Annotated in this window: 18 protein-coding genes and 1 tRNA gene; 11 read left to right on the top strand and 8 right to left on the bottom strand. The window is 69.8% G+C overall.

Features of this window, described 5'->3' with window-relative positions; translation table 11 throughout:
* Positions 1–24: 24 nt before the first annotated feature.
* Both G524_RS0103600 and G524_RS0103595 read left to right on the top strand, forming a co-directional pair.
* Positions 25–291 (top strand): hypothetical protein, encoded by a 267-nt coding sequence (locus G524_RS0103600; protein WP_027442487.1) that lies wholly within the window; start codon positions 25–27, stop codon positions 289–291.
* A 113-nt stretch (positions 292–404) separates the two neighbouring features.
* Positions 405–1,793: an FAD-binding protein gene (locus G524_RS0103595; RefSeq protein ID WP_169447826.1), complete on the top strand. Its 1,389-nt coding sequence runs from the start codon at positions 405–407 to the stop codon at positions 1,791–1,793.
* Between the two features lie 60 nt (positions 1,794–1,853).
* Here G524_RS0103595 and glpX read toward each other — a convergent pair whose 3' ends face one another.
* Entirely contained in the window at positions 1,854–2,885 is a 1,032-nt protein-coding gene (glpX, locus tag G524_RS0103590) for a class II fructose-bisphosphatase (RefSeq protein WP_084625033.1), read from the bottom strand.
* An 80-nt stretch (positions 2,886–2,965) separates the two neighbouring features.
* Here glpX and G524_RS16240 point away from each other — a divergent pair, with 80 nt between their 5' ends.
* Positions 2,966–3,643, top strand: coding sequence for a hypothetical protein (locus tag G524_RS16240; RefSeq protein WP_156893998.1), 678 nt, complete (start codon positions 2,966–2,968; stop codon positions 3,641–3,643).
* Here G524_RS16240 and G524_RS0103580 read toward each other — a convergent pair.
* Both G524_RS0103580 and G524_RS0103575 read right to left on the bottom strand, forming a co-directional pair.
* The gene (locus G524_RS0103580; RefSeq protein WP_027442484.1) at positions 3,640–4,935 is read right to left on the bottom strand and encodes a homoserine dehydrogenase; all 1,296 of its coding nucleotides are present in this window, start codon (positions 4,933–4,935) and stop codon (positions 3,640–3,642) included. The two genes, G524_RS16240 and G524_RS0103580, sit on opposite strands and share 4 nt — an antisense overlap.
* Before the next feature lie 148 nt (positions 4,936–5,083).
* A complete protein-coding gene (locus G524_RS0103575; protein ID WP_245561277.1) occupies positions 5,084–6,010 on the bottom strand; it encodes a hypothetical protein in 927 nt (308 codons plus the stop codon).
* A 414-nt stretch (positions 6,011–6,424) separates the two neighbouring features.
* Between G524_RS0103575 and G524_RS0103570 the strand changes: the two genes are divergently transcribed.
* The 4 genes from G524_RS0103570 to G524_RS0103555 all read left to right on the top strand — a co-directional run bounded on the left by G524_RS0103570 (position 6,425) and on the right by G524_RS0103555 (position 9,006).
* Complete coding sequence (locus tag G524_RS0103570; RefSeq protein WP_027442482.1) at positions 6,425–7,096, top strand: energy transducer TonB; 672 nt, start codon at positions 6,425–6,427, stop codon at positions 7,094–7,096.
* A 67-nt stretch (positions 7,097–7,163) separates the two neighbouring features.
* Positions 7,164–7,931, top strand: a complete 768-nt coding sequence (locus G524_RS0103565) for a MotA/TolQ/ExbB proton channel family protein (protein WP_027442481.1) — start codon at positions 7,164–7,166, stop codon at positions 7,929–7,931.
* Between the two features lie 83 nt (positions 7,932–8,014).
* Positions 8,015–8,545 (top strand): ExbD/TolR family protein, encoded by a 531-nt coding sequence (locus G524_RS0103560; RefSeq protein WP_027442480.1) that lies wholly within the window; start codon positions 8,015–8,017, stop codon positions 8,543–8,545.
* A 29-nt stretch (positions 8,546–8,574) separates the two neighbouring features.
* The gene (locus G524_RS0103555; protein WP_027442479.1) at positions 8,575–9,006 is read left to right on the top strand and encodes an ExbD/TolR family protein; all 432 of its coding nucleotides are present in this window, start codon (positions 8,575–8,577) and stop codon (positions 9,004–9,006) included.
* 157 nt (positions 9,007–9,163) lie between these two features.
* Here G524_RS0103555 and G524_RS0103550 read toward each other — a convergent pair whose 3' ends face one another.
* From G524_RS0103550 to G524_RS0103535, 4 genes are all read right to left on the bottom strand, one after another.
* Complete coding sequence (locus tag G524_RS0103550) at positions 9,164–11,626, bottom strand: ligase-associated DNA damage response DEXH box helicase (RefSeq protein WP_027442478.1); 2,463 nt, start codon at positions 11,624–11,626, stop codon at positions 9,164–9,166.
* 70 nt (positions 11,627–11,696) lie between these two features.
* Positions 11,697–13,112: a phosphoglucomutase/phosphomannomutase PgmG gene (gene pgmG / locus G524_RS0103545; protein WP_027442477.1), complete on the bottom strand. Its 1,416-nt coding sequence runs from the start codon at positions 13,110–13,112 to the stop codon at positions 11,697–11,699.
* A 94-nt stretch (positions 13,113–13,206) separates the two neighbouring features.
* On the bottom strand, positions 13,207–13,506 hold the full coding sequence (locus tag G524_RS0103540; RefSeq protein WP_036857309.1) for a J domain-containing protein: 300 nt from the start codon (positions 13,504–13,506) through the stop codon (positions 13,207–13,209).
* On the bottom strand, positions 13,506–14,378 hold the full coding sequence (locus G524_RS0103535) for a division plane positioning ATPase MipZ (RefSeq protein WP_084625032.1): 873 nt from the start codon (positions 14,376–14,378) through the stop codon (positions 13,506–13,508). Before G524_RS0103535 ends, G524_RS0103540 begins: the two co-directional genes overlap by 1 nt.
* Before the next feature lie 102 nt (positions 14,379–14,480).
* Between G524_RS0103535 and panC the strand changes: the two genes are divergently transcribed.
* The 4 genes from panC (at position 14,481) to G524_RS0103515 (ending at position 21,946) form a co-directional block, all read left to right on the top strand.
* Complete coding sequence (panC, locus tag G524_RS0103530; protein WP_027442474.1) at positions 14,481–15,347, top strand: pantoate--beta-alanine ligase; 867 nt, start codon at positions 14,481–14,483, stop codon at positions 15,345–15,347.
* A gap of 64 nt (positions 15,348–15,411) precedes the next feature.
* Positions 15,412–15,485 (top strand) — tRNA-Gly (locus G524_RS0103525).
* A gap of 252 nt (positions 15,486–15,737) precedes the next feature.
* Positions 15,738–19,457 carry a YadA-like family protein gene (locus G524_RS0103520; RefSeq protein WP_027442473.1) on the top strand — a complete coding sequence of 1,240 codons (3,720 nt, stop codon included), beginning with the start codon at positions 15,738–15,740 and terminating at the stop codon, positions 19,455–19,457.
* A gap of 83 nt (positions 19,458–19,540) precedes the next feature.
* Positions 19,541–21,946: a serine/threonine-protein kinase gene (locus G524_RS0103515; RefSeq protein WP_027442472.1), complete on the top strand. Its 2,406-nt coding sequence runs from the start codon at positions 19,541–19,543 to the stop codon at positions 21,944–21,946.
* On the opposite strand, the gene G524_RS14850 is transcribed toward G524_RS0103515, so the two are convergent.
* Positions 21,943–22,488, bottom strand: a complete 546-nt coding sequence (locus tag G524_RS14850; RefSeq protein ID WP_036857305.1) for an ECF-type sigma factor — start codon at positions 22,486–22,488, stop codon at positions 21,943–21,945. The genes G524_RS0103515 and G524_RS14850 overlap by 4 nt on opposite strands.
* Positions 22,489–22,519 lie beyond the last annotated feature (31 nt).

The following is a 22,519-nucleotide window of genomic DNA, read 5'->3' as shown; positions in this document are numbered from 1 at the left end:
TGGTCGCAAAGGGGTGCGCCAGCCTTGCCGGGCTGGCGCATCAACGCGCAGGAACTGGCGGCCGGCATCTCCCCTGTCGTCTTCGGCCATGGGGTGATCGCGCCGCGCGAGGTTGATCTCAATGCGCCGTTCGGCACGATCACCGCCGCGGGCGTGTGGCAACCTGTGCCCATGCCAATGCCAGGGCCGATCCGCCGATCTGGCATGGTGTGCTTCCCGCCACCATCCGCAACCATGCCCTGCGCCGCTCCGCGCGCCGCCCTGCGCCGCCGGGCAAGGCCAGGCGGGTAAGACCGGGCGCGATTGCCGGGGATTTTCCTTGCCTTGGCGCCGCCGGTGCTCGAACATGCGCGGGCGCAGGCAGGCGGGTCGTAACGGGGGCCATGGGGCGGTTTGGGGGGCTGATGAAAGGCGGGGCGAAGGCCAGCGCCGATGGGCAGAGCGAGGTCAGATCATGGATGGGGGTCTTTACCGGCCTTGCCCATGTCACCAGCCCGCCGAGCGAGGCCGCGCTGATCGGCGCGCTCGAGGGCCGGCCCTACAGCTGCATCGGCCAGTCGCACAGCTACAACGGCATCCAGGTGATCCCCGGCATCACCGCGCTTCACCTGGGCAAGGCGGCATTCAAGGACGCGCATTACGACCCGGTGAGCAAGACCGCCACCTGCGGCCCCTCGGTGAGCGTGCGCGAACTCAAGGAGCTGCTGCGCGCGCACGGGCGGCGGATGCTCAACAGCGGCAATTACATGGCGCAGACGGTGATCGGCGCGCTGATGGGCGGCACCCATGGCTATGGGGAACAGGCGGTGATGGCCCAGGCGGTCACCTCGCTCACCTTCCTCGATGGCCGGGGGCAGAAGGTCACGCTCAACCGCGGCGACCCCGATTTTCCCTATGCCGCGCTCTCCTTCGGGATGATCGGCCCGATCTTCAGCGTCACCCTGCGCACCGCGCCGCTCGAGAGCTTCCAGTCCGATGCCTGGGTCACGCGCCTGTCAAAGAAGGCCGCGCTCGCGCGCGGCGCGATCGCGGTGACCGCGGCGATCGTGCCCTACAGCGATCCGGCCGATCCGCTGATCATGCTCCACACCCTGCGCCCGGTGCGCGCGGGCAAGGGGCCGCGCCAGGCGCGCGCGCCGCTGCTCACGCTCAAGGGGCTGATCGAGGCCCTCTTGCGCCGCCTGTGGGCCTTCGACCGGATGGTGCCAGCGGCGCGCTATTGGCTGCAACGCGCCGCCGATCGGATCGATCCGCGCAGCCACCGGCGCCTCATCACCGCGCCCGACGATCTCGATTACCTCTACGATCCCGAACCGCTGCTCAAATCGCAGCGCGCCCCCGATCTTCTCACCGGCTTCTTCTCGACCACCTTCACCGCCTACAACCTCGCCTTCTTCGTGCCGCTCGATGCGACCGAGGCGGTGGTGCGCTTCATCATGGAGGAGGCGCGGCGGCTGCGCCCGCTCGGCTTCGTGCTCAAGAGCCTGATCTCGGTGCGCGAATGTGCCGATGCGAGCGACCTACCCTTTGCCGGCAATTTCGGCGGCCCGGCCGCGGCGATCGACCTGTTTGCCGATGTGCGCGACTATGCCTGGCTCGAGCGGCTGCAACGCGCGGTGAGCAGCGCCTTTCCCGGGGTGCGCCCGCACTGGGGCAAGAGCGCGCTGGTGGAGGATTTCGCCGCGGTGCTGGGGGCGCAGCACCTCGCCGCGATGCGCGCGCTGCACTTGCGGCACTATCCCCCCGGCACGCTGATGCCGCACCCGGCGGTGCGGCGCCTGTTCGGCCTCTAGGCGCCTGCCTGCCCGCCCGCCTAGAGCCAGCCGCGCGCGGGACGCCGTCCTAGCGCAGGGCTATCCGATGCGGTGCTCGCCCCTGATCCAGCGCACCGTGCCCGAGGAGGCGCGCATCACCACGCTTTCGGTGGTGAGGATCGTCTCGCCGGTGGGCTTGCGGCGGCGCTTGACCCCATCGAGCAGCGAGCCCGAGGTCACCCCGGTGGCGGCAAAGATGCAATCGCCCCGGGCGAGATCCTCGAGCCGGTAGATGCGGTTGAAATCGGTAATGCCCCACTTCCTTGCCCGGGCCTTCTCGTCCTCGTTGCGGAACACCAGCCGGCCGTTGAACTGCCCGCCCACGCAGCGCAGCGCCGCGGCGGCGAGCACCCCTTCGGGCGCGCCGCCCTGGCCCATGTAAAGATCGATGGTGGTCTCCTCGTCGGTCACCGCGATCACCCCGGCGACATCGCCATCGCCGATCAGCACCACCCCGCAGCCGAGCGCGCGCAGCTCGGCAATCAGCTCGGCATGGCGCGGGCGATCGAGCACGCAGACATTGATCTGCGACGGGTCCACCCCCTTGGCCGCGGCCACGGCCTTGACGTTCTCGGTCGGCGACCGGGCGAGATCGATGATGCCATCGGGATAGCCCGGGCCGACCGCGATCTTGTCCATATAGACATCGGGGGCGTTGAGCAGGCAGCCTTCCTCGGCCGCGGCGAGCACGGCGAGCGCATTGGGCCCGGCCTTGGCGGTGATGGTGGTGCCTTCGAGCGGATCCAAGGCAATGTCGATCCTGGGCCCCTTGCCCATCCCCACCTTCTCGCCGATGAACAGCATCGGCGCCTCGTCGCGCTCGCCCTCGCCGATCACCACGGTGCCATCGATATAGAGATTGTCGAAGGCCTTGCGCATCGCCGCCACCGCGGCGGCATCGGCGGCCTTCTCGTCCCCCCGCCCGATCAGCTTTGAGGCGGCGATCGCCGCGGCTTCGGTGACGCGCACCATCTCGAGCACCAGCACCCGCGCGATCGCGCCGTCGCTGGCGGCCGGTTGGCTCACGGCTTGCCCAGCAGGGGTGGTGGGGTTATCGCTGGTCAGGTTCATGCGCAATTCAGCCCTCTGTCTGTCTGGTTGCTGTGACCCTTGTTCTTATCGCCTGAGCGCATAGGCGGACGGAGACCGGTTTGTCGAGCAGAGCCAAGCCCCGTGTGCCCGCTTTTGCCGCTCTGGCCGTGTTCGCCCTTGCCGCTTCGGGCGGGCCTGTGCGCGCCGCGGATGACAGCCTCGCGACAGCCGCCCCGCCCGCTGCGAGCGGCGCCAGTGCCGGCGATGGCGCCAGTGCCGACGATGGTGCGCCCCCGCCCGCGCCCCCACCCGCGCCCGAGGCCGAGCCGCGCCCGCGCATCAACCTGATGGTCACCGTGCCGCGCGCCGAGGCGAGCGCGGCGCAGCAGCGGGAATGTGTCGATCGTGCCGAGGCCGGACGGATCAGCGGCGAGATCGTGGTCTGCGGCTCCACCGGAAGCGAGGGCAAGGCGCCGCTCACCGGGGATCGCGCCGCAAGCCAGCGCCGCTATGCCGAGGAGACCGCGCTCAAGGGCGCCCCGCGCGCGCCCGATCTTTTCGGCATTCCCGACAATGGCAAGGGCATCAGCCTTGGCGGGGTGCCGCCCCCGGTGCTCTATATCGATGTCGAGGCCCTGCCCCCCGCCCCGGCCGGATCGGATGCCGACCGCATCGCCCGCGGCCTCCCCCCGCTCGGCCAGGACGGCGAACTCTCTGAGGAAGAGGAGAAGGCGCGGCGCGAGGCGGCCGGCATCAAGACCGTGGTGCCCCCGCGATCGGGCAAGAAGCGCAACTAGAGCGGCAGGATCGGCAGCACCAGCGGCGGCGCGGTAAGGCTGTCCGAGCCTTCGAGCAGCGCCAGCGCGCGCGCGACGTGGGCCTCGGGCCCCTCGTGGGTGACCATCGCCACCATCACCGCGCCCTCGCCATCGCCGCGGCCCTGCTGGATCAGGCTTTCGATCGAGACATCCCCGTCGCGCATCGCCGCGGTCAGCTCCGCCAGCACCCCGGGCCGGTCCTTGACCATGAAGCGCAGGTAGGTGCGCGCGAGGCGGTGGCCCGGCTCGGCCGGGGGCAGCGCCGCCAGCCGGGCGACGGGGATCGAGAAGGGCGCCCCCACCTCGTCGCGGGCAATGTCGATGAGGTCGGCCGCCACCGCGCTCGCGGTCGGCCCGTCGCCGGCGCCGGCACCCTGGAACAGCAGCCGCCCGGAGAAATTGCCCTCGGCCACCACGGCATTCGTCGGCCCGTCCACCGCGCTCAGGGGGTGGCCGCGGGCGACGAGACAGGGGCGCACCCGCTGGAGCAGGCGCGGCCCTTGCGGCGTCTCTTCCACATCAGCTTCACCAATCAGGCGGATGACAAAGCCGAGCGCGGCGGCCTGGGCGATGTCGTGGCTGCGCACCGCGGTGATCCCGCTGATCTGGACATTGGCAAAATCGAGCCGCGTGCCAAAGCCGATCGCGGCGAGGATGGCGAGCTTGTGCGCCGCATCCACGCCCTCGATGTCGAAGGCCGGATCGGCCTCGGCATAGCCATGGGCCTGGGCCTCGGCGAGCACCTCGGCAAAATCGGCCCCGGTGCGCTCCATGGTGGAGAGGATGTAATTGCAGGTGCCGTTGAGGATGCCATAGACGCGGGTGAGCGCATTGGCGCTGGTGCCCTCGCGCAGCCCCTTGATCACCGGGATGCCGCCGGCCACCGCCGCCTCGAACTTGAGCGGCGCGGCGTGCCCTTCGGCAAGCTCGGCGAGCTCGAGCCCGTGGTGCGCGATCATCGCCTTGTTGGCGGTCACCAGGCCCTTGCCCGCGGCCAGCGCCGCGCGCGAGCAGGCCAGCGCCGGGCCATCGGCCCCGCCGACCAGCTCGACCACCACATCAACATCATCGCGCCGGGCGAGCGCGATCATGTCATCCTCCCAGGCGAAGCGCGAAATATCGACCCCGCGCGGCTTGCCGCGGTCGCGCGCGCTCACCGCCACCACCTCGATCGGGCGCCCGGCGCGCGCGGCGATCAAGGCGGCGTTGGTGTCGAGCAGGCGGATCACGCCTGCGCCCACCGTGCCCAGCCCGGCAATGGCGATGCGCAGCGGGCCGGGGCTGGCAGCCGGCGCGGCGGCAGGGGCGGAAGCGGGGGCGGCGGGGCTGTGGGTGGCGGTCAAGCGGCTCTCCATCATTGCGCGATCAGGCGCGCGCGCGGCTTAGCCTGCGCGCCGGCGCGGTCAAGCCGCGCGCGGCTCAGCCCGGCGCGGTGAGCCGCCGCTCGCACGGCCCGAGCCGGCTCAGGATGAAGGCATAATCGCCCGCCGCCAGCCGCCGCTCGGCCAGATCGCGGGCGAGATTGGCGCTCGAGGGCAATTGCGGCGGCAGGGCGCAGGCGAGGCGATACCAGCGCAGCGTCTCGGGCGCGGGCGGGCGCGCCGCCGAATCGATGATCTCACCCCACGAGACGCCCCATTGCACCGCCTGGCCCGGGCGCCTCAGCACGCTGAGCGAGACCGGCGCGCCGCTGTCGGTGGCAAGGAAGATCTGCGTTTCCGATTCGCCGCTCAGCGTGCCGGGCACCGCCAGCGCCTCGCTCACCCCGGTGATGCGCGGCGGGGCATCGGGGGCATAAAGCTCGGTGAGGATCGGGCGCAGCCGCGCCTCCAGCTCGGCGCTCCACGGCAGCTGCGCCGTGGGCGCGACCAGCTGCACGGCCCCCGGCCGCCCCGGCACCGGATCGGCAAAGACCAGAAACTCGCGGCTCTTGAGCTTGGGCACCTTGCCCCTGGGGTCGAGCCGGACATCGACGAGATAGGCAAGGCGCGCCCCCACGCTGGCGCGCCCGGCGATCAGCGCCAGCGTATCGGCCTCGACATAGAGCCGCGCGAATCCGGGGGCAAGGCCGGGGGCGCGGGCCGGCTCGAGCAGGCTCTGGCGGCGAATCTTGGCGCGGATTACGAGGTCGGCAGCATCGGCAAGGCTGGCCAGATCGGCATAGGTCGGCCCGGCGATGGGGCTTGCCGGCGCCGCCGCGGCGGGGTTCGTCTGGGCCGCAGCCGGGGCCGTCAGCGCCCCCGCGGCCAGCCCCGCCAGACCCCCCATCAGCCCGAGGGACAGCCCAAGACCAATCTTCAGGTATTTGAAACTTCTTGTTAATTCCTGCCCATCCTGGTGCGTCATCGGTGCGTGTCCATGGTCGTCTGGTGATCCAATCCCGCCCGCCGGCACAGGCCTGCGCGCGTGCGGCCCTTAGCATAGCGCGCAGCGTTAATCGCGGCTGAACCGCAAAAGCGTTTGATCGGCCAAGTCTTGCCCGTTAAAGCCCGCTGGGACTGCGCGTTCGGCCCTGGGGACTTAAAGCCGCGCGCGCTGTCCGGGTTGCGCTCTGGGCTTTAAGGGCTTGCCTCTTGGGATCAGCGCGTAACGGCCGGATCGGGATGCCCGGGCCTGTGCACCACGCGCGCGGCCCCGTGTTCCCGGCCCCGGTGTGGGAGGACCGAAATGTCCGGGATCTGCCGACCGGCCGAAACCGCCGGGGGGTAGGCAATGTGCTGACTTTGCTGGGTCGGCGAAATTTTGGAGAGAAAGCGCTGGATGTCCTACGCTGAGCAACAACAGGCCGGTAACAAGACGGTCTCGATCGCGATGGTGGTGCTGATCCACGTCGCGGTCGGATATCTGCTTGTCACCGGGCTTGCGATTGACGCCGTCAAGCAGGTGGTCGAACGGGTGACCACCGTCGATGTGAAGGAGGAAGAGCCGCCGCCCGAGGAGGAGGAGCCGCCGCCGCCCGAGGAGCCGCGGCCCGATACCGCGCCGCCGCCGCCCAACGCGCCGCCCTCGCTGATCGACATCCCGCGCGAATCGCCGATCGAGACGACCACGCGCGAGACTCCGCCCGAGGTCATCCGCGAGCCGAGCCGTCCGGTGATCGCCGATCCCGGCCCGCCGCCGCCCAAGCCGCCATCCAAGGCGCGCCCGGTGCGCACCAAGAACGAGCGCCAGTGGGTCGCGCGGATCATCGAGAACTATCCGCCGCGCGCCGCCAACGAAGGGCTCGAGGGCACGGTCAGCCTGCGCGTCACCGTCACCCCGGAAGGCCGGGCCACCGGCTGCACCGTGACCAGTTCGAGCGGGCACAGCATTCTCGACAATGCCGCGTGCAAGGACATCGAGCGCTATTCGCGCTTCGAGCCGGCGCTCGATGATGCGGGCAACCCCATCAGCGCGAGCTGGACCACGAGGATTACCTACAAGTTGAACTGATCAGGCTATGGTCGGCGGCTGCGGCCGCCGGCCTTTCGGGACCATTCTTTCGGAAGGACTATTCGCAATGAACCTCTATCTTCTCGCTGCCGCCGCTGCCGATGCCGCGCCGCAAAACAAGTTCGGCTTCATCCAAGCGATGGAACAGGGCGGCGCAGTCGCCTGGTCGATCCTCACCGTGCTGGTGATCATGTCGGTCGGCTCGTTCTACATCCTGTTCACCAAGCTCTTCGAGCAGAACAAGATCATGAAGCAGTACAAGACCGTGCAAAGCACCTTCTGGCGCGCCGCCAGTCTCAAGGAAGGCGCGGCCAAGCTGGAAAAGAACAGCGCCTGGCGTCAGCTCGCCGACGATGCGATCAAGGCGCAGGAAGATCACAGCAAGATGAGCGATTCGCTCGAGGCGCATGATTACATGCACAATTCGCTCCAGCGCTCGGAAGATTCGATCAACGCCGTGCTCAATGGCGGCCTGCCCTTCCTCGCCACCGTGGGCGCAACCGCGCCCTTCGTCGGCCTGCTCGGCACCGTGATCGGGATCTACCGCGCGCTCATCAACATCGGGATTGCCGGTTCGGCCTCGATCGACAAGGTTGCCGGCCCGGTGGGTGAGGCGCTGATCATGACCGCGATCGGCCTGCTCGTGGCGGTGCCCGCGGTGCTTGCCTTCAACTGGCTGCAATCGCGCAACCGCCGCATCGCCGCGATGCTGAGCACCTTCTCGAACGATCTTCTGGCCTATATCAACTCGAACGGGGCGGTGAAGCCCGCGGTCCAGGCGGCGCCTGCGGCCAAGCCCGCGGCCAAGCCCGCGGCGCCTGCCGCCAAGGCCTGATCGCCACTGCCGGCCGGCGGGGCAGCGCGCCCCGTCGGCCAGCGCACCCACAGCCAAGATCATTGACAGGCTAGGAATTAACGATGGCGATTTCGGTGGGAGGCGGGGACAATGTCCCCATGTCCGACATCAACACCACCCCGCTGGTGGATGTGATGCTCGTGCTCCTGATCATCTTCCTGATCGCGGTTCCGGTGGCGATCCAGACGATCGAGAAGCTCCAGATCCCGGTGTTCCGCTCGGAAGAATCGAAGGACAAGGTTGAAAACCTGCTGCTGACGGTCAGCAGCACCGATGCGGCCGGGCGCAGCGCCGGGGAGCCGGGATATCAGGGGGCCTCGCGCGAGGGCGAGTGCCGGGTCTATTTCAACAACATCACGCCCGTCACCTCGGACGAGCTGCAGGAAATGGCGTTCAAGCGGCTTGATGCGATCGTCAAGCGCGCCGGTGGAGCCGAAGCCCTGCTCAAGGATCCGGAAAAGATCCCGCAGGTGCATATCCGCGGCGATGTCAACGCGCCGTGGCGCTGCGTTGCAGGCGCGATCTACAACATCCAGCGGGCCGGCTACCCGGTCGTCGGGTTCATCTCGAATCCGATCGACCCCAAGGGCTGAGCCGGCAAGCAAGCCAAGGAGTAACTGACATGGGTATGTCTGGAGGCCAGCTCGACGGCGAGCCGATGATGGACATGAACATGACCCCGCTGATCGACGTGCTGCTCGTTCTGCTGATCATGTTCATCATCACCATCCCGGTGGCGACCCACTCGGTCGATATCGACCTGCCGACACCGACGCCGCCGACCAATCCGCCGCCGATCGATCCGATCAAGAACAAGGTGGTGCTGACCGCGCAGGACCAGATCCTGTGGAACGGCCAGCCGCTGACCGAAGGCGAGCTGCAGGCGACGCTGATCCAGTCGCTCAAGATCGTGCCCGAGCCCGAGCTGCAGTTCGAGCCCGAGCCGCTGGCGAGCTATGACCTGGCGGCGCGCACGCTGCAGATGATCAAGGGTTCCGGCGTCACCAAGTTCGGCTTTGTCGGCAACGACAAGTATCGCGATTTCGGCAAGTAGGCGCTTTTGCCTGTCAGGGCTTTGCCACGGCTTTGTGGCGGCTTTGACGAGGTTTCACACCCACAGGAGGGGCGTTGCCACAGGGCAGCGCCCCTTTTTCCTTGGGGCGGGCAGTCGCTTTCCTCAGCAATGTTTCACGTGAAACATTGCGCGAACATCAATCCTCGACCGCCCAGACATCGGGCCGCATCGCCTCCGCGATCAACCCTTCGGCCTCGAGCAGCAGTGCCTCATCCACCGCCCCCTGCGGCACCGCCTCGCGCCCGATCATGGTCATCACCGGCACGGCGAGCGGCGAGACCCGATCGAGCGGGACGTGGACAAGCGCGCGCCGGGAGCGTTCGAGCAGATCGGCAAGCCGGGCGACATCGGTCATCCGCGCGCGGGCATCGGCCCAGGCGGCCTCGATCAGCAGGTGATCGGGCTCGTATTTCCGCAGCACGTCATAGATGAGGTCGGTGGAGAAGGTCACCTGCCGCCCGCTCTTGCGCTGGCCCGGATGCTGGCGCTCGACCAGGCCCGATATCACCGCCACCTCGCGAAAGGCGCGGCGCAGAAGGTGGCTTTCGGTCACCCACTGGACAAATTCGCTGGTGAGGATGTCGGGCGAGAGCAGCGGGGCGGGATCGCCTACCTGCCTCAGGCCCCAGACCGCGAGGCAATAGTCATTGGCGACAAAGCCGCCCGGCATCAGGCCGAGGCTTTCCATCCGCCGGGTGATCAGCATCCCCAGCGACTGGTTCGCATTCCAGCCCTCGAAGGTGTAATAGGCAGCATAGTGCTTGCCGGCGTGGGGGAAGGTTTCGACCAGCAGCTCGCCCGGGGCGGGCAGGCGCGAGCGGTGATCCTGCATCTCCAGCCATTCGCGCACCTCATCGGGCAGGCGCGCCCAGCCCGCGCGGTCCGCAAGCATCGCCTGCACCCGCGCGGCAAGATGCGTGGTGAGCGGCAGGCGCAGCCCGGCATAGGAGGGGATCGTCGCGCTTTTCTTCGCCGCGCGCACCACCACCTCCATGTCCTTCACCCCCTCGACCTCAAGGCTCATGCCGGCAAAGAAGAAGGTGTCGCCCGGGGCAAGCTGGGCGGCGAAACGTTCTTCCACCTTGCCGAGGCTGCGGCCATTGCGGAAGCGCACGGTGAGCATCTCGGAATCGACGATGATCCCGGCGTTCATCCGGTGGCGCTGGGCCTGGCTGGGGTGGGCGAGCCGCCAGGTGCCGCTGCCATCGCGCACGATCCGGCGGAAGCGGTCATAGGCCTTGAGCGCATAGCCCCCGGTGGCAACGAAATCGAGCACGCGCGCGAAGGTCTGCCGGTCGAGCCAGGCATAGGCGAGGCTGGTGGTGATCTCGGCGCGCAGCGCCTCCTCGTCAAACGGCCCGGCGCAGGCGCAGCCCATCACGTGCTGGGCGAGCACGTCGAGGCTGCCGGGGCGCAGGGGCGTGCCATCGCGCTGGCCTTGCTCCACCGCCTCCTTGGCCGCGAGCGCCTCGAGAAACTCGAAGCGGTTGCCCGGCACCAGCAGCGCCCGGCTGGGCACCTCGAGCCGGTGGCCCGCGCGGCCGATGCGCTGGAGCAGGCGCGAGGAGCCCTTGGGCGCGCCCATCTGCACGACAAGGTCAATATCCCCCCAGTCGATCCCGAGATCGAGGCTGGAGGTGCACACCAGCGCGCGCAGGGCCCCGCGCGCCATTGCCTCTTCCACCTTGCGCCGCGCCTCGGTGGAGAGCGAGCCGTGGTGAATGCCGATCGGCAGGTTGTCCTCGTTCGCCTCCCACAGGCACTGGAAGATGAACTCGGCCAGAAAGCGGGTGTTGGTAAAGACGAGGGTGGTGCGGTTGGCCTTGATGCGCTCATAGAGCTGCGGGATCGCCCAGCGCCCGGCATGGCCGCCCCAGGGCACGCGCGCGCCTTCGGGCAGGAGGATCTCGACCTGCGGCGCAGCGCCGGCCTCGCCCACCACCAGGTCGGCGGCGGCGACCGCACCTTCAGGATCGGTCTGGGGGGCAAGCCATTCCTGAAAATCGCGCGGGTTTGCCAGCGTCGCGGATAGCCCCACCCGCTGCGCCTGCGGGGCAAGGGCATGGAGCCGGGTGAGGCTCAGGCTGAGCAGATCGCCGCGCTTGTCGCTGGCAAGCGTGTGGATCTCGTCGATGACAATGCGCTCGAGGCCGGCAAACATCCCGGCGCTTTCGGGATAGGTGAGCAGCAGGGCGAGGCTTTCGGGCGTGGTGAGGAGCATGTGCGGCGGGCGGGCGCGCTGGCGGGCCTTGCGCGCCGCGGGGGTATCGCCGCTGCGGGTCTCGACCCGGATGGGAAGGCCGATCTCCTCTATCGGGGACAAAAGATTGCGCTTCACATCCTGCGCCAGCGCCTTCAGGGGCGAGACATAGAGCGTGTGGAGGCCCTCGGGCGGCGGCATCCCGGCCGAAGGGGCAAAGGCGCACAGGCTGGGAAGGAAGCCGGCAAGCGTCTTGCCCGCCCCGGTATCGGCGATGAGCAGCGCATGGCGCCCTTCGCGGGCCTTTTCCAGCATGGCAAGCTGGTGGCGCCGCACGCGCCAGCCGCGGCGGGCAAACCAGGCGGCGATTTCGGGCGGGAGCAGCGCGGCCTCGGTCACCCGGGCGTGTGTGGCCCCTTGGCGCGGCGCCCGCAAGCCCCGCGCCGCGCCTTGCCGCGCTGTGCCGCGTTCAGTGCCCCGCGCTTTGCCCGCGTTCCAGCCCCGACAGCGCAAGCTGCTGGTCGATCAGCGCCAGCAGCCGCGCAAGCCCCGCCTCGCTGTCGCTCTCGGCCCGGGCGACCAGCACGTCCTGGGTGTTCGAGGCGCGCAGCAGCCACCAGCCATCGCGCGTGCTCACCCGCACCCCATCGGTGGTATCGACCGCCTCGACATCGGGGCCAGGGTTGGTGGTGAGCCTTGCGGCGATCTCGGCCATGGCGGCAAACTTGCGGCTCTCGTCCACCTGGAAGCGCAGCTCGGGGGTGTTGCACAGCACCGGCATGGCGCCGCGCAGCGCCGTGACTGAGCGGCCCAGCCGCGCCGCCGCCGCCAGCAGCCGCACCCCGGCATAAAGTGCATCGTCATAGCCATAATAGTCATCGGCAAAGAACACGTGCCCGCTCATCTCGCCCGCAAGCGGCGCGCCGGTTTCCTTCATTTTGGACTTGATCAGCGAATGGCCGGTCTTCCACATCAGCGGCTGGCCGCCCAGCGCCGCTACCCGATCGAACAGCGCCCGGCTGGCCTTGACATCGGCGATCACCGTCGCGCCCGGGCGGCGCGCGAGCAGATCCTCGGCATAGATCATCAGCAGCTGATCGCCCCAGATCACCCGGCCCTCGCCGTCGATCGCGCCGATCCGGTCACCATCGCCATCAAAAGCCACTCCGAAATCGAGCTTCTTGGCCGCGACAAGCGCGCGCAGATCGGCAAGGTTGGCCTCGACCGTCGGATCAGGGTGGTGATTGGGAAAATGGCCGTCAACCTCGGTGTAAAGCAGATGATGCTCGCCCGGCAGGCGGGCCACCAGCGCTTCGAGCGCGGGGCCGGCAGCGCCATTGCCGGCATCCCAGCCGACCTTGAGGCTGGCGAGGCGCGCTTGCTCCACCCCGGCCAGACCCTCGAGCAGGCGCTCGACATATTGGCCGAGGAGATCGCGCGTGGTGATGGTGCCGCTGCCGCTGGCGAAGGCCCCCTCTGCCGCCACGCGCCCGAGCTTCTGGATATCGGCGCCGAAGAACGGGCGGCCCCGAAATACCATCTTGAAGCCATTGTAATCGGGGGGATTGTGGCTGCCAGTTATCTGAATGCCGCCATCCACCTCCTCGCTTGAGGCCTCGGCAAAATAAAGCATCGGCGTGGGGCCAAGGCCGATGCGCAGCACATCGCAGCCGCTTCTCGCCAGCCCGTCCACCAGCGCTTCCTCAAGCATCGGGGAGCTGAGCCGCCCGTCATAGCCCACCGCCACGCTGCTGCCCCCCGCACCGCGCAGCAGCGTGCCAAAGGCGCGCCCGATCGCCCGGGCATCCTCGGCGCCGAGGGTCTGGCCGATGATCCCGCGGATATCATATTCGCGCAGCACGGTGGGGTGGAAGTGGTGGGACATTGGGGGGCTTCTTCCTTTCCTGTCTGCCGCGGCGCGCCGGCCTTGGGGTGTGCCCCTTGCGCGCCGCCACCGCTGGGCCTGGCGCGGGATTGTTTCAATCGGGCGATGGCGGGGGATCGGGCAATTCGGCCAGCAGCAGATCGCGCGCGGCATTGGCCTCCTGCATCGCCGTGGTGGTGCCGCCGCGATCGGGGTGGACCAGCGCCGTCAGGCGCCGGTGCGCGGCGATCACCTCCTCGCGGCTCGCCCCCGGCCCCACCCCGAGCAGCCGGCGGGCCCGTGCCAGCGCCTCGGCGCGCCGCGCGGCGGGGCGCAGATCGTCCCACGGCCAGCGCCCCAGCGCCCAGCGCCACACCAGCACGATGATGCCAAGGATGATGAGCGCGCGCAGCATCAGGCCAGTTCCAGCTCGCCCTGGGCGCGGGTGAAGGCGGGCAGCGCCAGCGCCTTGACCAGCGCGCGCAGTTCCTGCCGGGCGACGAGGTGGCTGGTGCCCAGTTCGCCAAGGTGCCCCTTGTCGAGCAGGGTGAGGCCGGAAGGAAAGAGCTCGCGGTAGATCACCCGCTCGCTCAGCCCCTGCGTCACCCGGAAGCCCACCCGCCGCGACATCTCACTCAGCGCCTTGTGCAGCCGCGCCTGGTTCTTCGCCTCGACATGGCCGGTGCGGTTCCTGACCACGATCCAATCCATCTCGGGGCGCTGCTGCTCGATCGTCATGCGGCTGCGTTTGAGCCGCGCTTCCCAGATCAGTTCGGCAAAGAAGGAGAGCTTCTTCACCTTGAAGCTTTCGGCATCGACCTGGCCGATGAGGTCGAAATCGACGAAGCTGTCATTCATCGGGGTGACCAGCGTATCGGCCTGTTCCACCGCCAGCCGGGCAAAGGGATCGTCGCGCCCGGGATTGTCGATGATGAGGAAATCGCAGTGCGCCTCGAGCCGGCGGATCATGGCGAGGAGTTCCTCCGCCTCGGTGCCGCGGAACACCTCGCAATAGGGGGTGGGCAAGGTAAGGCCGCGCTTTTCCAGCGTGGCGAGGCGGTTCTCGACATAGCGGTGCAGGGTGCGCTGGCGCGGATCGAGATCGATCGCGGCCACCCGCGCGCCGAGATAGGCGAGCGCCACCGCCACGTGCACCGCAGTGGTGGATTTGCCGGTGCCGCCCTTCTCGTTGGCAAACACGATCCGGTGCGCCTGGCCGGGGCGCAGCCGGCGCGCCGGAGCGAAAGGGGTCTCGCTGGCGGGAGGGCTGGCAGGGGCGGGCGGCATGAAATCTCTCCCGGTCGCGCGTGGATGGGCTGATCGGCTTGAATTGTGACCTTCACCCCCGCTAGGGGCGCAAGGCGCGATTTATCCCCGAAAGGGCTTGCGGTGCAAACGGTCACCTCGCTGGAAATGTTGAGAACCGCGCTTGCCGATCTGCGCCGCGATGGCGCGCGGATCGCGCTGGTGCCGACCATGGGCGCGCTGCACGAGGGGCACCTCGCGCTGGTGCGCGCGGCGCGCGCGCGGTGCGATCACGTGGTCGCCTCGATCTTCGTCAACCCCCGGCAATTCGGCCCCAGCGAGGATTTCGACGCCTATCCGCGCCAGCTTGCCGAGGATGCGGCGCTGCTTGCCGCCGAGGGCACCGCGCTGCTGTGGGCGCCCGATGTCAAGGCCATGTATCCTGATGGCTTTGCCACCACGGTGAGCGTTGCCGGGGTGAGCGAGGGGCTGTGCGGCGCGGCGCGCCCCGGCCATTTCGACGGGGTGGCAACCGTGGTGCTCAAGCTGTTCAACCAGGTCGCGCCCGACATGGCCTTCTTCGGCGAGAAGGATTTCCAGCAGCTCGCGGTGATCCGCGCGATGGCGCGCGATCTTGATCTGACCCGCCCGCATGTCGATGCGATCATCGGCGTGCCCACGGTGCGCGAGGCAGACGGGTTGGCGATGAGCAGCCGCAACCGCTACCTGACGCCCGCGCAGCGCGCCGCGGCGGCGGCCCTGCCGCGGGCGATGGCCGCGGCGGTATCGGCGATCGAAGGCGGGGCGGCGGTGGCCGGGGCGCTGGCCAGGCTCGAGGCCGAGCTTGTGGCCGCCGGCTTTGCCCGGATCGATTATGCGAGCCTGACCGATGCAGCAACGCTGGCGCCGCTCGAAGCGCTGGGGGCGCGCCCAGCCCGGCTGCTGGTTGCCGCGCGGATCGGCACCACCCGGCTGATCGACAATCTGCCAGTGGGCGCCGCGCGCGGCTAGCGCCCCCTGCGCGCGGATATTGCACCGCGCCGCCATTGGTGGCATGGGCCGCGGCAGCCCTCAAGCGGGTATAGCTTAGTGGTAAAGCACCAGCCTTCCAAGCTGGCTATGCGGGTTCGATTCCCGCTACCCGCTCCAGCCCTCCCCCTCGCCTTCTGACGCGCCCTTGCCCCTGCGGGCCAAGGCGCGCGCTGCTGATCGCCCGGCGCCTTGCGCGGTGCCGGCGCGCGGCTGCGAACGGCACAGATCTGCGCTTTCCATCAGGCTCTTGAGGACAAGCACAAAAAATCGCTCGGGCGCCTGTCCGGTTTTGCCGGCCGATCCTGTTTCTCCGGGAAAACCACAAGACGTGTCGCATCCGTTTGTCGCACATCCCGGAGGAAACACATCATGCGCAAGATTTCGCCCAAGCCCGGCTGCAAGCTTGCAGCCCCCCATGCCAGCCTTGGCGCGCTCGGCGTGGCGCTGGCCGCCGCCTCGCTGATCGCCGCGCCACACGAGGCGCGTGCCGAAACCTGCCTGCTTGATCGCGACAATGACGGAGTGGTGGACGCCGGCACCGACGATGACGGCGGGGCGAATGACCAAAGCGGCGAGGACACCAACCTTGCCTGCGGGGTGGGCGCGGAGGCATCAGGCGGCTTTGGTATCACCGCCATTGGGCGCTTTGCCACCGCCAACGGAGGTAATAGTGTCGCGGTGGGCAATAGGGCAACCGCAGCAGAAAGCGGCAGCATTGCGATTGGCGGCGATGATGATGATGCGGACTTCATCGGTGCCCAAGCCTTGCAGGTGGGGAGCATTGCGATCGGGGCCGATGCACAAGCGTCGGGCGTTGCGGCAGTTGCCTTGGGGCAGGCGAGCAGCGGCCTTGGCAACTTCAGCACCGCCACCGGGGCCCAGGCCAAGGCCGAAGGGCAGCAAGCCACCGCGCTTGGCGCCAGAGCCGAGGCGCTCGGCGATTTCAGCACCGCCACCGGAACCTTCGCCAAGGCCGAGGGCCCCTCTGCCAACGCGCTTGGCGGTTTTGCCCAGGCGCTCGGCAACAACAGCACCGCCGTTGGGACCGCAGCCAGGGCCGAGGGCATTTCTGCCACCGCGCTTGGCGCCAGAGCCGAGGCGCTCGGCGATTTCAGCACCGCCACCGGAACCTTCGCCAAGGCCGAGGGCCCCTCTGCCAACGCGCTTGGCGGTTTTGCCCAGGCGCTCGGCAACAACAGCACCGCCGTTGGGACCGCAGCCAGGGCCGAGGGCAGTAGAGCCACTGCGCTTGGCGGTTTGACGGAGGCACTGGCAGACCTCAGCACCGCCGTTGGGACCGCAGCCAAGGCCGCAGACACCAGTGCCACCGCGCTCGGTGCCGCGACCGAGGCCCGGTTTCAAGCCACCGCGCTGGGCGTAGGCGCCACGGCGCTGGGGGATAACAGCATCGCTGCCGGGTTCTTTGCCAAGGCCGAGGGCGCCAGTTCCACCGCGCTTGGCGCCGAGGCCGAGGCGTCAGACTTGCTTGGCACCGCCACCGGAACCTTTGCCAAGGCCGAAGGCATCAGAGCCACCGCGCTCGGCGCCCAGGCCGAGGCCTTGGGGGAAAACAGCACGGCCACCGGGGCCCGTGCCAAGGCCGAGGGCGAAAATGCGACCGCGTTTGGCGCCGGGGCAAGGGCCGAGGCCGACAGCAGCCTCGCGCTGGGCAGCGATGCCCGCGCAGCCGAGCTCGATACGGTCGCGGTCGGCGCGGCAAGCAACGCCACCGGATCTGGCGCAATCGCCGTGGGCCCGCGTGCCAATGGCTCGGGCGCCAACAGCGTGGCGCTCGGCAATCTCGCCCAGGCCAATGCCGGCGAAAGCACCGCGCTGGGGGCAAACAGCTTGGCGACCGGCTTCCTTGCCACCGCGATCGGGTCCCAAGCGAACGCCTCCGGCAGCAATTCCATCGCGCTGGGCGGCCAGGCTAGCGCGCTCGGCGTGAATGGCGTTGCCATCGGCAGCAGCGCCAATGCCGCGGGCGACGGCACGATCGCGCAGGGCGCCAATGCCGATGCCCAGGGCGAAGGCAGCATCGCCATCGGGCTTGGCGCCGCCACCCAGAATGGCGCGGCCAACAGCGTCGCGCTGGGCGCGGGCGCGCTGGCTGACCGGGCCGGGACGGTCTCGATCGGCGCTGCCGGGGCCGAGCGCCAGCTGGTCAATGTCGCGGCCGGCACCGCCGGGACCGATGCGGTCAATCTCGATCAGCTCAACCAGGTCGAAGCCATCGCGGTGGGCGCGCAGACGGCGGCAAGCACCGCGCTTGCCCAGGCCACGCAGGCCTCTGCCGATGCTGCCGCGGCGCTCAATGCCGCCAATGGTGCGAGCGCTGCGGCGAGCGCCGCCCAGACCCGCGCGGACGAGGCCTTCGCCCTTGCCACGGGGGCGGATGCCACCGCGCAGAATGCGCTCAGTGCTGCCACTGGCGCCAGCCAGACCGCGAGCGAGGCCCTCAGCCGTGCCAACGCAGCGAGCAGTGAGGCCAGCGCGGCGCTGGCCGCCTCCACCGCCGCGGCCAATGCGGTCGCGGCCATCGATGGCCGCGTCGGCGCGCTCGAGAATGCCAATCTGGTGCAGGACGGGCGCATCCTCACGCTCGAGAACCGCACCGATCAGGCGCTCGCCGCCAATGCCGCGCAGGACGCGCGGATCGGCGCGGCCGAGGTGCGGCTTGACGAACAGGGCCAGCGGCTCGGCGCGGTCGAAACCGGCTTGGGCCAGCTGCTCGGCGCCATTCCGGCCGTTGCCACAGGCAGCGATGCCGTGGCGCTCGGCAATGCCAGCGTGGCCAGCGGCGACAATTCGGTGGCGATCGGCAACGGCGCGCAGGCCATGAATGGCGCCGCGGTGGCGATCGGGCTCGACAACCAGGCCAGCGGCAATGGCGCGGTGGCGATCGGCGATCCCAACCTTGCCACGGGCGATGGCGCGGTGGCGATCGGGCGCGACAACGTTGCCACCGGGCAGGGTGCGATCGCGCTGGGCGACACCAGCAGCGCGATCGGCACCTCGACCTTTGCCGCCGGGCGCGAGGCCAGCGCCAATGGCATCGCCGCGATCGCGCTCGGCGAGACCGCGAGCGCCGAGGGCGACAACACGGTGGCGCTGGGCAGCGGGGCCCGGGCGAGCGAAGGCGATGCGATTGCGCTCGGCACGGCCAGCAGCGCCACCGGCGCCTCCTCAGTGGCGGTGGGCCCGCGCGCCAATGGTTCGTCCGCCAACAGCGTGGCGATCGGCAATCTTGCCCAGGCCGAGGTTGGCGAAAGCACCGCTCTGGGGGCGAACAGCTTTGCCCTCGGGTTCTTCACCACCGCGGTCGGATCGCAGGCGGCGGCGATCGGCAGCAATGCCGTGGCCCTCGGCGCGCAGGCCAATGCACTGGGCAACAGCGGCATTGCCATTGGCAGCAGCGCCAATGCCGCGGGCGATGGTGCCATCGCACAGGGCGCGAATGCCGATGCCCAGGGCGCAAACAGTATCGCCATCGGGGAGGGTGCGGCAACCCGAAACAACGCTGTCAACAGCGTGGCGATCGGCACCGGGGCGCAGGCGCGTCACGCCAACAGCGTGGCAATCGGCACCGAGGCTCAGACCGTGCGCGACGATCAGATCCTGCTCGGCGCCACCCGCTCGACCTATACCCTGCCCGGGGTGTCGAGCGCGGCCAGCCGCGCCGCGCAGGAAGGCGCCGTGCGCCTGGTGACCGCCGATGCGCTGGGCAACCTTGCGACCAGCGACTTCGATCTCGCCCAGCTCAATGGTCTCAGCACCCGGCTGGGCACGGTCGAGGGGCAGATCATCATGCTGGGTTCTGCGGTCGATCGGCTGCAGATGGGCCTTGCCTCGCTCCAGCGCCAGGCCGCGGGCGGCACCGCGGCGGCCATGGCGCTGGGCGGCACGGTGATCCCCCCCGATGCCACCTTCTCGCTCTCGGTCAACCTGGCCACCTATCGCGGCGAGCAGGGCTTCTCCGCCGCGGCGGTGGCGCGGCTCGATGATCGGGTGTGGCTCTCGGGCGGCATTGCCGGATCGACGGTCAAGGGCTCGACCGGCGGGCGCGTGGGCGTCACCTTCGGCTGGTAAGGGCCTTGCCCCGCCCCGACGCCTTTGCGTTAGGGACTTGAAATCCCGCCCGGACTTGGCACTAAGTCCGGGCGGGGGTTTGTATGAAGTCGCATGAATGGCGCGTTCTGGAAAGCATCGTCGATGCGGCGATGGGCCTTCCCGCGGATCGGCGCGCCGCCTTTCTCGAACAGCAATTGGCAGGCGATCCGGCCGGGCTTGACAAGGCGCGCACGATCCTTGCCCGCCTCGCCGAGGCCGAAGACTTCCTCGAGCCGCCGCCGCCGGCGCCCGATCCGGCCGCGCCAGCAGGCAGCGCCCTGCCGGGCCAGATCGGGGTGTGGCAGCTGGGCGAGGAACTGGGGCGCGGGGGCATGGGCGTGGTCTATGCCGTGGCCCGCGCCGAGGGCGGGTTTGAACAGGCCGGCGCGCTCAAGCTGATGCGCAGCGACGGCGCGATCGACCTGCGCCGCTTCGAGGCCGAACGCCAGCTGCTGGCCCGGCTCGATCATCCCGGGATTGCCCGCCTGCTCGATGGCGGGGTGACCGCCGCGGGCCAGCCCTGGATGGTGATGGAGCGGGTCGATGGCGTGCCGATCGAGCGCTGGTGCGCCGCGCGCGCCGCCTCCTTGATGCAGCGCATCGCGCTGGTGCTCGAGGTCGCCGAAGCGGTGGGCGCGGCCCATGCCATGCTGGTGCTGCACCGCGATCTCAAGCCCGGCAATGTGCTGGTCGATGCCGCCGGGCGGGTGCGGGTGATCGATTTCGGCATCGCCAAGGAGCTGGGGGCAAGCGATCAGACGCAGGATCTGCTGCCGCTATCGGCGCCCTATGCCGCGCCCGAACTGCTCACCGGCGCGCCGGTTGGCCCGCCGGTGGATGTCTATGGCCTGGCGGCGATCCTCTACGAACTGGCCAGCGGCCGCCCGCCGATCGATCTTGCCGGGTTGCCGGTGGCGCTGGGGATCGGGCGGGTGCTCGATGCCGAGCCGGTGCGGCTGCTGGCGCTGCGCGATGAGGTGCCGGTGCTGGCCGCGGCACCAAAGGCGCTGGTGGCCGATCTCGATGCGGTGCTGGCCAAGGCGCTGCGCAAGCAGGCAGCGGATCGCTATCCCACGATCGAGGCCTTCGCCGAGGATCTGCGCCGCGCCTGCGATGGCCGGGCCGTGGCGGCGCGCAGCGGCGATCGGGCCTATCGTCTGCGCCGCCTTGCCTGGCGCGCGCGCTGGCCGATTGCGGCAACGCTCGCCATCGTCGCGGCGCTCGGCGCCGGGCTGGTCAGCACCGAGATCCAGCGGCGCGAGGCGCTGGCCGCGCGCGATGCGGCGCTGGCCGAGGAGCAGCGCAGCGATGCGGTGCGCCAGTCGCTCTATCTCTTGCTCGGCGAAAGCGTCGAGGCCGCCGGCACTGAGAGCAGCGCGCGCGAGGTGCTCGATCAGGCCACCCGCCGGATCCTTGCCGAGTTTGCCCGCGATCCGGGTGAAAGCGCGCGGGTGCTGCACGCGCTGGGCGAGCTGCACTTTTATCTCGGCGATTATGCCGCGGCCAAGGCAGCGCTCGCCCCGCTGGTGCGCGCCCGGGCACGGCAGGTGCCGGGCGATGTGCTGGCCGCGGCGCGCTATGACATGGCCCAGGCGATGGTGCGCCTTGGCGAGATCGAGGGGGCAAGGCCCCTGCTGCAACAGGCGCAGGCCTATTGGCAGGCCGATGCGCCCAAGTGGCGCGCCCGGCTGATCGACAGCCGGCTGGTCGAGGCGCAGATCCTGCGCGCCAGCGATCCGGCGGCAGCGGCGCGGATGCTCGCGGCGGCGACCCGCGATCACGCCGCAATGTTCGGCACCACCAACCGCCAGGCCGGGGTGTTCCAGAACAATCTTGGCGTTGCCCTGCTGGCGGCGGGCGATCCGGCCGGGGCCAGCGCGGCGCTCAAGAAGGCGCAGGCGATCTGGCAGGCCACCGGCCTCACCGACACGCCCGATGCGCTCAACACCGCCAACAATCTCGCCGCGCTCGAGATGCTGGCCGGGCGCCCCGCCGCGGCCGAGCCGCTGTTTGCCGAGGCGGTGCGCATCCGCCGCACGCTGTTCGGCGATTCGGCCGGAACCGCGGCGCTGCTCAGCAACCACGGCAAGGTGCTGCTGCAACTTGGCCGCGCGCGCGAGGCCGCGCCGCTCCTCGCCGAGGCGGCAGGGATGGCAGAGCAATTCGCCGGGGCGGGCGCGATGCAGCACGTCGCCGCGCTTGCCGGCCTGGCCGAGGCGCGCCTTGCGCTGGGTGCGCCCGATGCGCTCGCCCTCGCCCGCGAGGCGCTTGGCGCGGCCGAGCTGGGCAAGGCCCCGCCGCCGGCCAAGGCCATGGCGCTGCTGGCACTCGCCAAGGTGCAGCTTGCCGGCGGCGACCGGGCCGGCGCGCGGCAATCGCTCGGCGCCTTCGATAGCCTCTTGCCGCAGCTTGGCCCGGCCGGCGCGCGCCTGGGCGAGGCGGCCAAGCCTTTGCGCGCGCAGCTTTAGGCAGCCACGGCGGGGCCTTCCTCGGCAAGGTCAACCAGGAGCAGCGCCTTGGCCTTGACCCAATCGCGCCGCACGGTGCGCTCGCTGCAATCCAGCAGCCGGGCGATCTCGCTTTCGGCATAGCCGCCGAAGAAGCGCAGCTCGACCAGCTCGGCCAGGCGCGGGGCATAGCTTGCCAGCCGGGCGAGCGCGGCATCGAGCGCGATCAGGCGCTCATCGCTTTCCCAGTAGATCACCGGCAGATCGTCCTCGAAGGCCTCGGCCACGACGCCCCCGCCGCGCTTGGCCGCCTGGCGCGCGGCAGCGTGGTTGACCAGCACCTGGCGCATCGCCCGCGCCGCGGTGCGCAGGAAATGCGCCTCGTCGGCAAAGGCGTGCATGTGGCGCAGCTTGAGGAAGCATTCGTTGACGAGCGCGGTGGAGCGCAGCGTCTCGCTGGCGCCGTAACGCCAACGCAGATCGCGCGCCATGCGCTTGACCTGCGGATAGAGCGCAAGGATCAAGGCGTCGGTCGGGCTATCGGGGGCAGCGTGTTCGGCCATCTTGCGCAAATTCCTCTCGAAAAGTGAGGCT

This window comes from Erythrobacter cryptus DSM 12079 (assembly GCF_000422985.1).
Lineage (GTDB): Bacteria > Pseudomonadota > Alphaproteobacteria > Sphingomonadales > Sphingomonadaceae > Erythrobacter > Erythrobacter cryptus.
Note: the sequence above shows the minus strand (reverse complement) of the source record. Positions and strands in the feature narration are given on the sequence as shown.

Bases quoted from the DNA above. Each gene is read 5' to 3' on its own strand.
- G524_RS0103595 (WP_169447826.1), top strand. From the start codon at position 405: ATGAAAGGCGGGGCGAAGGCCAGCGCCGATGGGCAGAGCGAGGTCAGA.
- glpX (WP_084625033.1), bottom strand. From the start codon at position 2,885: ATGAACCTGACCAGCGATAACCCCACCACCCCTGCTGGGCAAGCCGTG.
- G524_RS0103575 (WP_245561277.1), bottom strand. From the start codon at position 6,010: ATGACGCACCAGGATGGGCAGGAATTAACAAGAAGTTTCAAATACCTG.
- G524_RS0103570 (WP_027442482.1), top strand. From the start codon at position 6,425: ATGTCCTACGCTGAGCAACAACAGGCCGGTAACAAGACGGTCTCGATC.
- G524_RS0103565 (WP_027442481.1), top strand. From the start codon at position 7,164: ATGAACCTCTATCTTCTCGCTGCCGCCGCTGCCGATGCCGCGCCGCAA.
- G524_RS0103560 (WP_027442480.1), top strand. From the start codon at position 8,015: ATGGCGATTTCGGTGGGAGGCGGGGACAATGTCCCCATGTCCGACATC.
- G524_RS0103555 (WP_027442479.1), top strand. From the start codon at position 8,575: ATGGGTATGTCTGGAGGCCAGCTCGACGGCGAGCCGATGATGGACATG.
- pgmG (WP_027442477.1), bottom strand. From the start codon at position 13,112: ATGTCCCACCACTTCCACCCCACCGTGCTGCGCGAATATGATATCCGC.
- G524_RS0103540 (WP_036857309.1), bottom strand. From the start codon at position 13,506: ATGCTGCGCGCGCTCATCATCCTTGGCATCATCGTGCTGGTGTGGCGC.
- G524_RS0103535 (WP_084625032.1), bottom strand. From the start codon at position 14,378: ATGCCGCCCGCCCCTGCCAGCCCTCCCGCCAGCGAGACCCCTTTCGCT.
- G524_RS0103520 (WP_027442473.1), top strand. From the start codon at position 15,738: ATGCGCAAGATTTCGCCCAAGCCCGGCTGCAAGCTTGCAGCCCCCCAT.
- G524_RS0103515 (WP_027442472.1), top strand. From the start codon at position 19,541: ATGAAGTCGCATGAATGGCGCGTTCTGGAAAGCATCGTCGATGCGGCG.
- G524_RS14850 (WP_036857305.1), bottom strand. From the start codon at position 22,488: ATGGCCGAACACGCTGCCCCCGATAGCCCGACCGACGCCTTGATCCTT.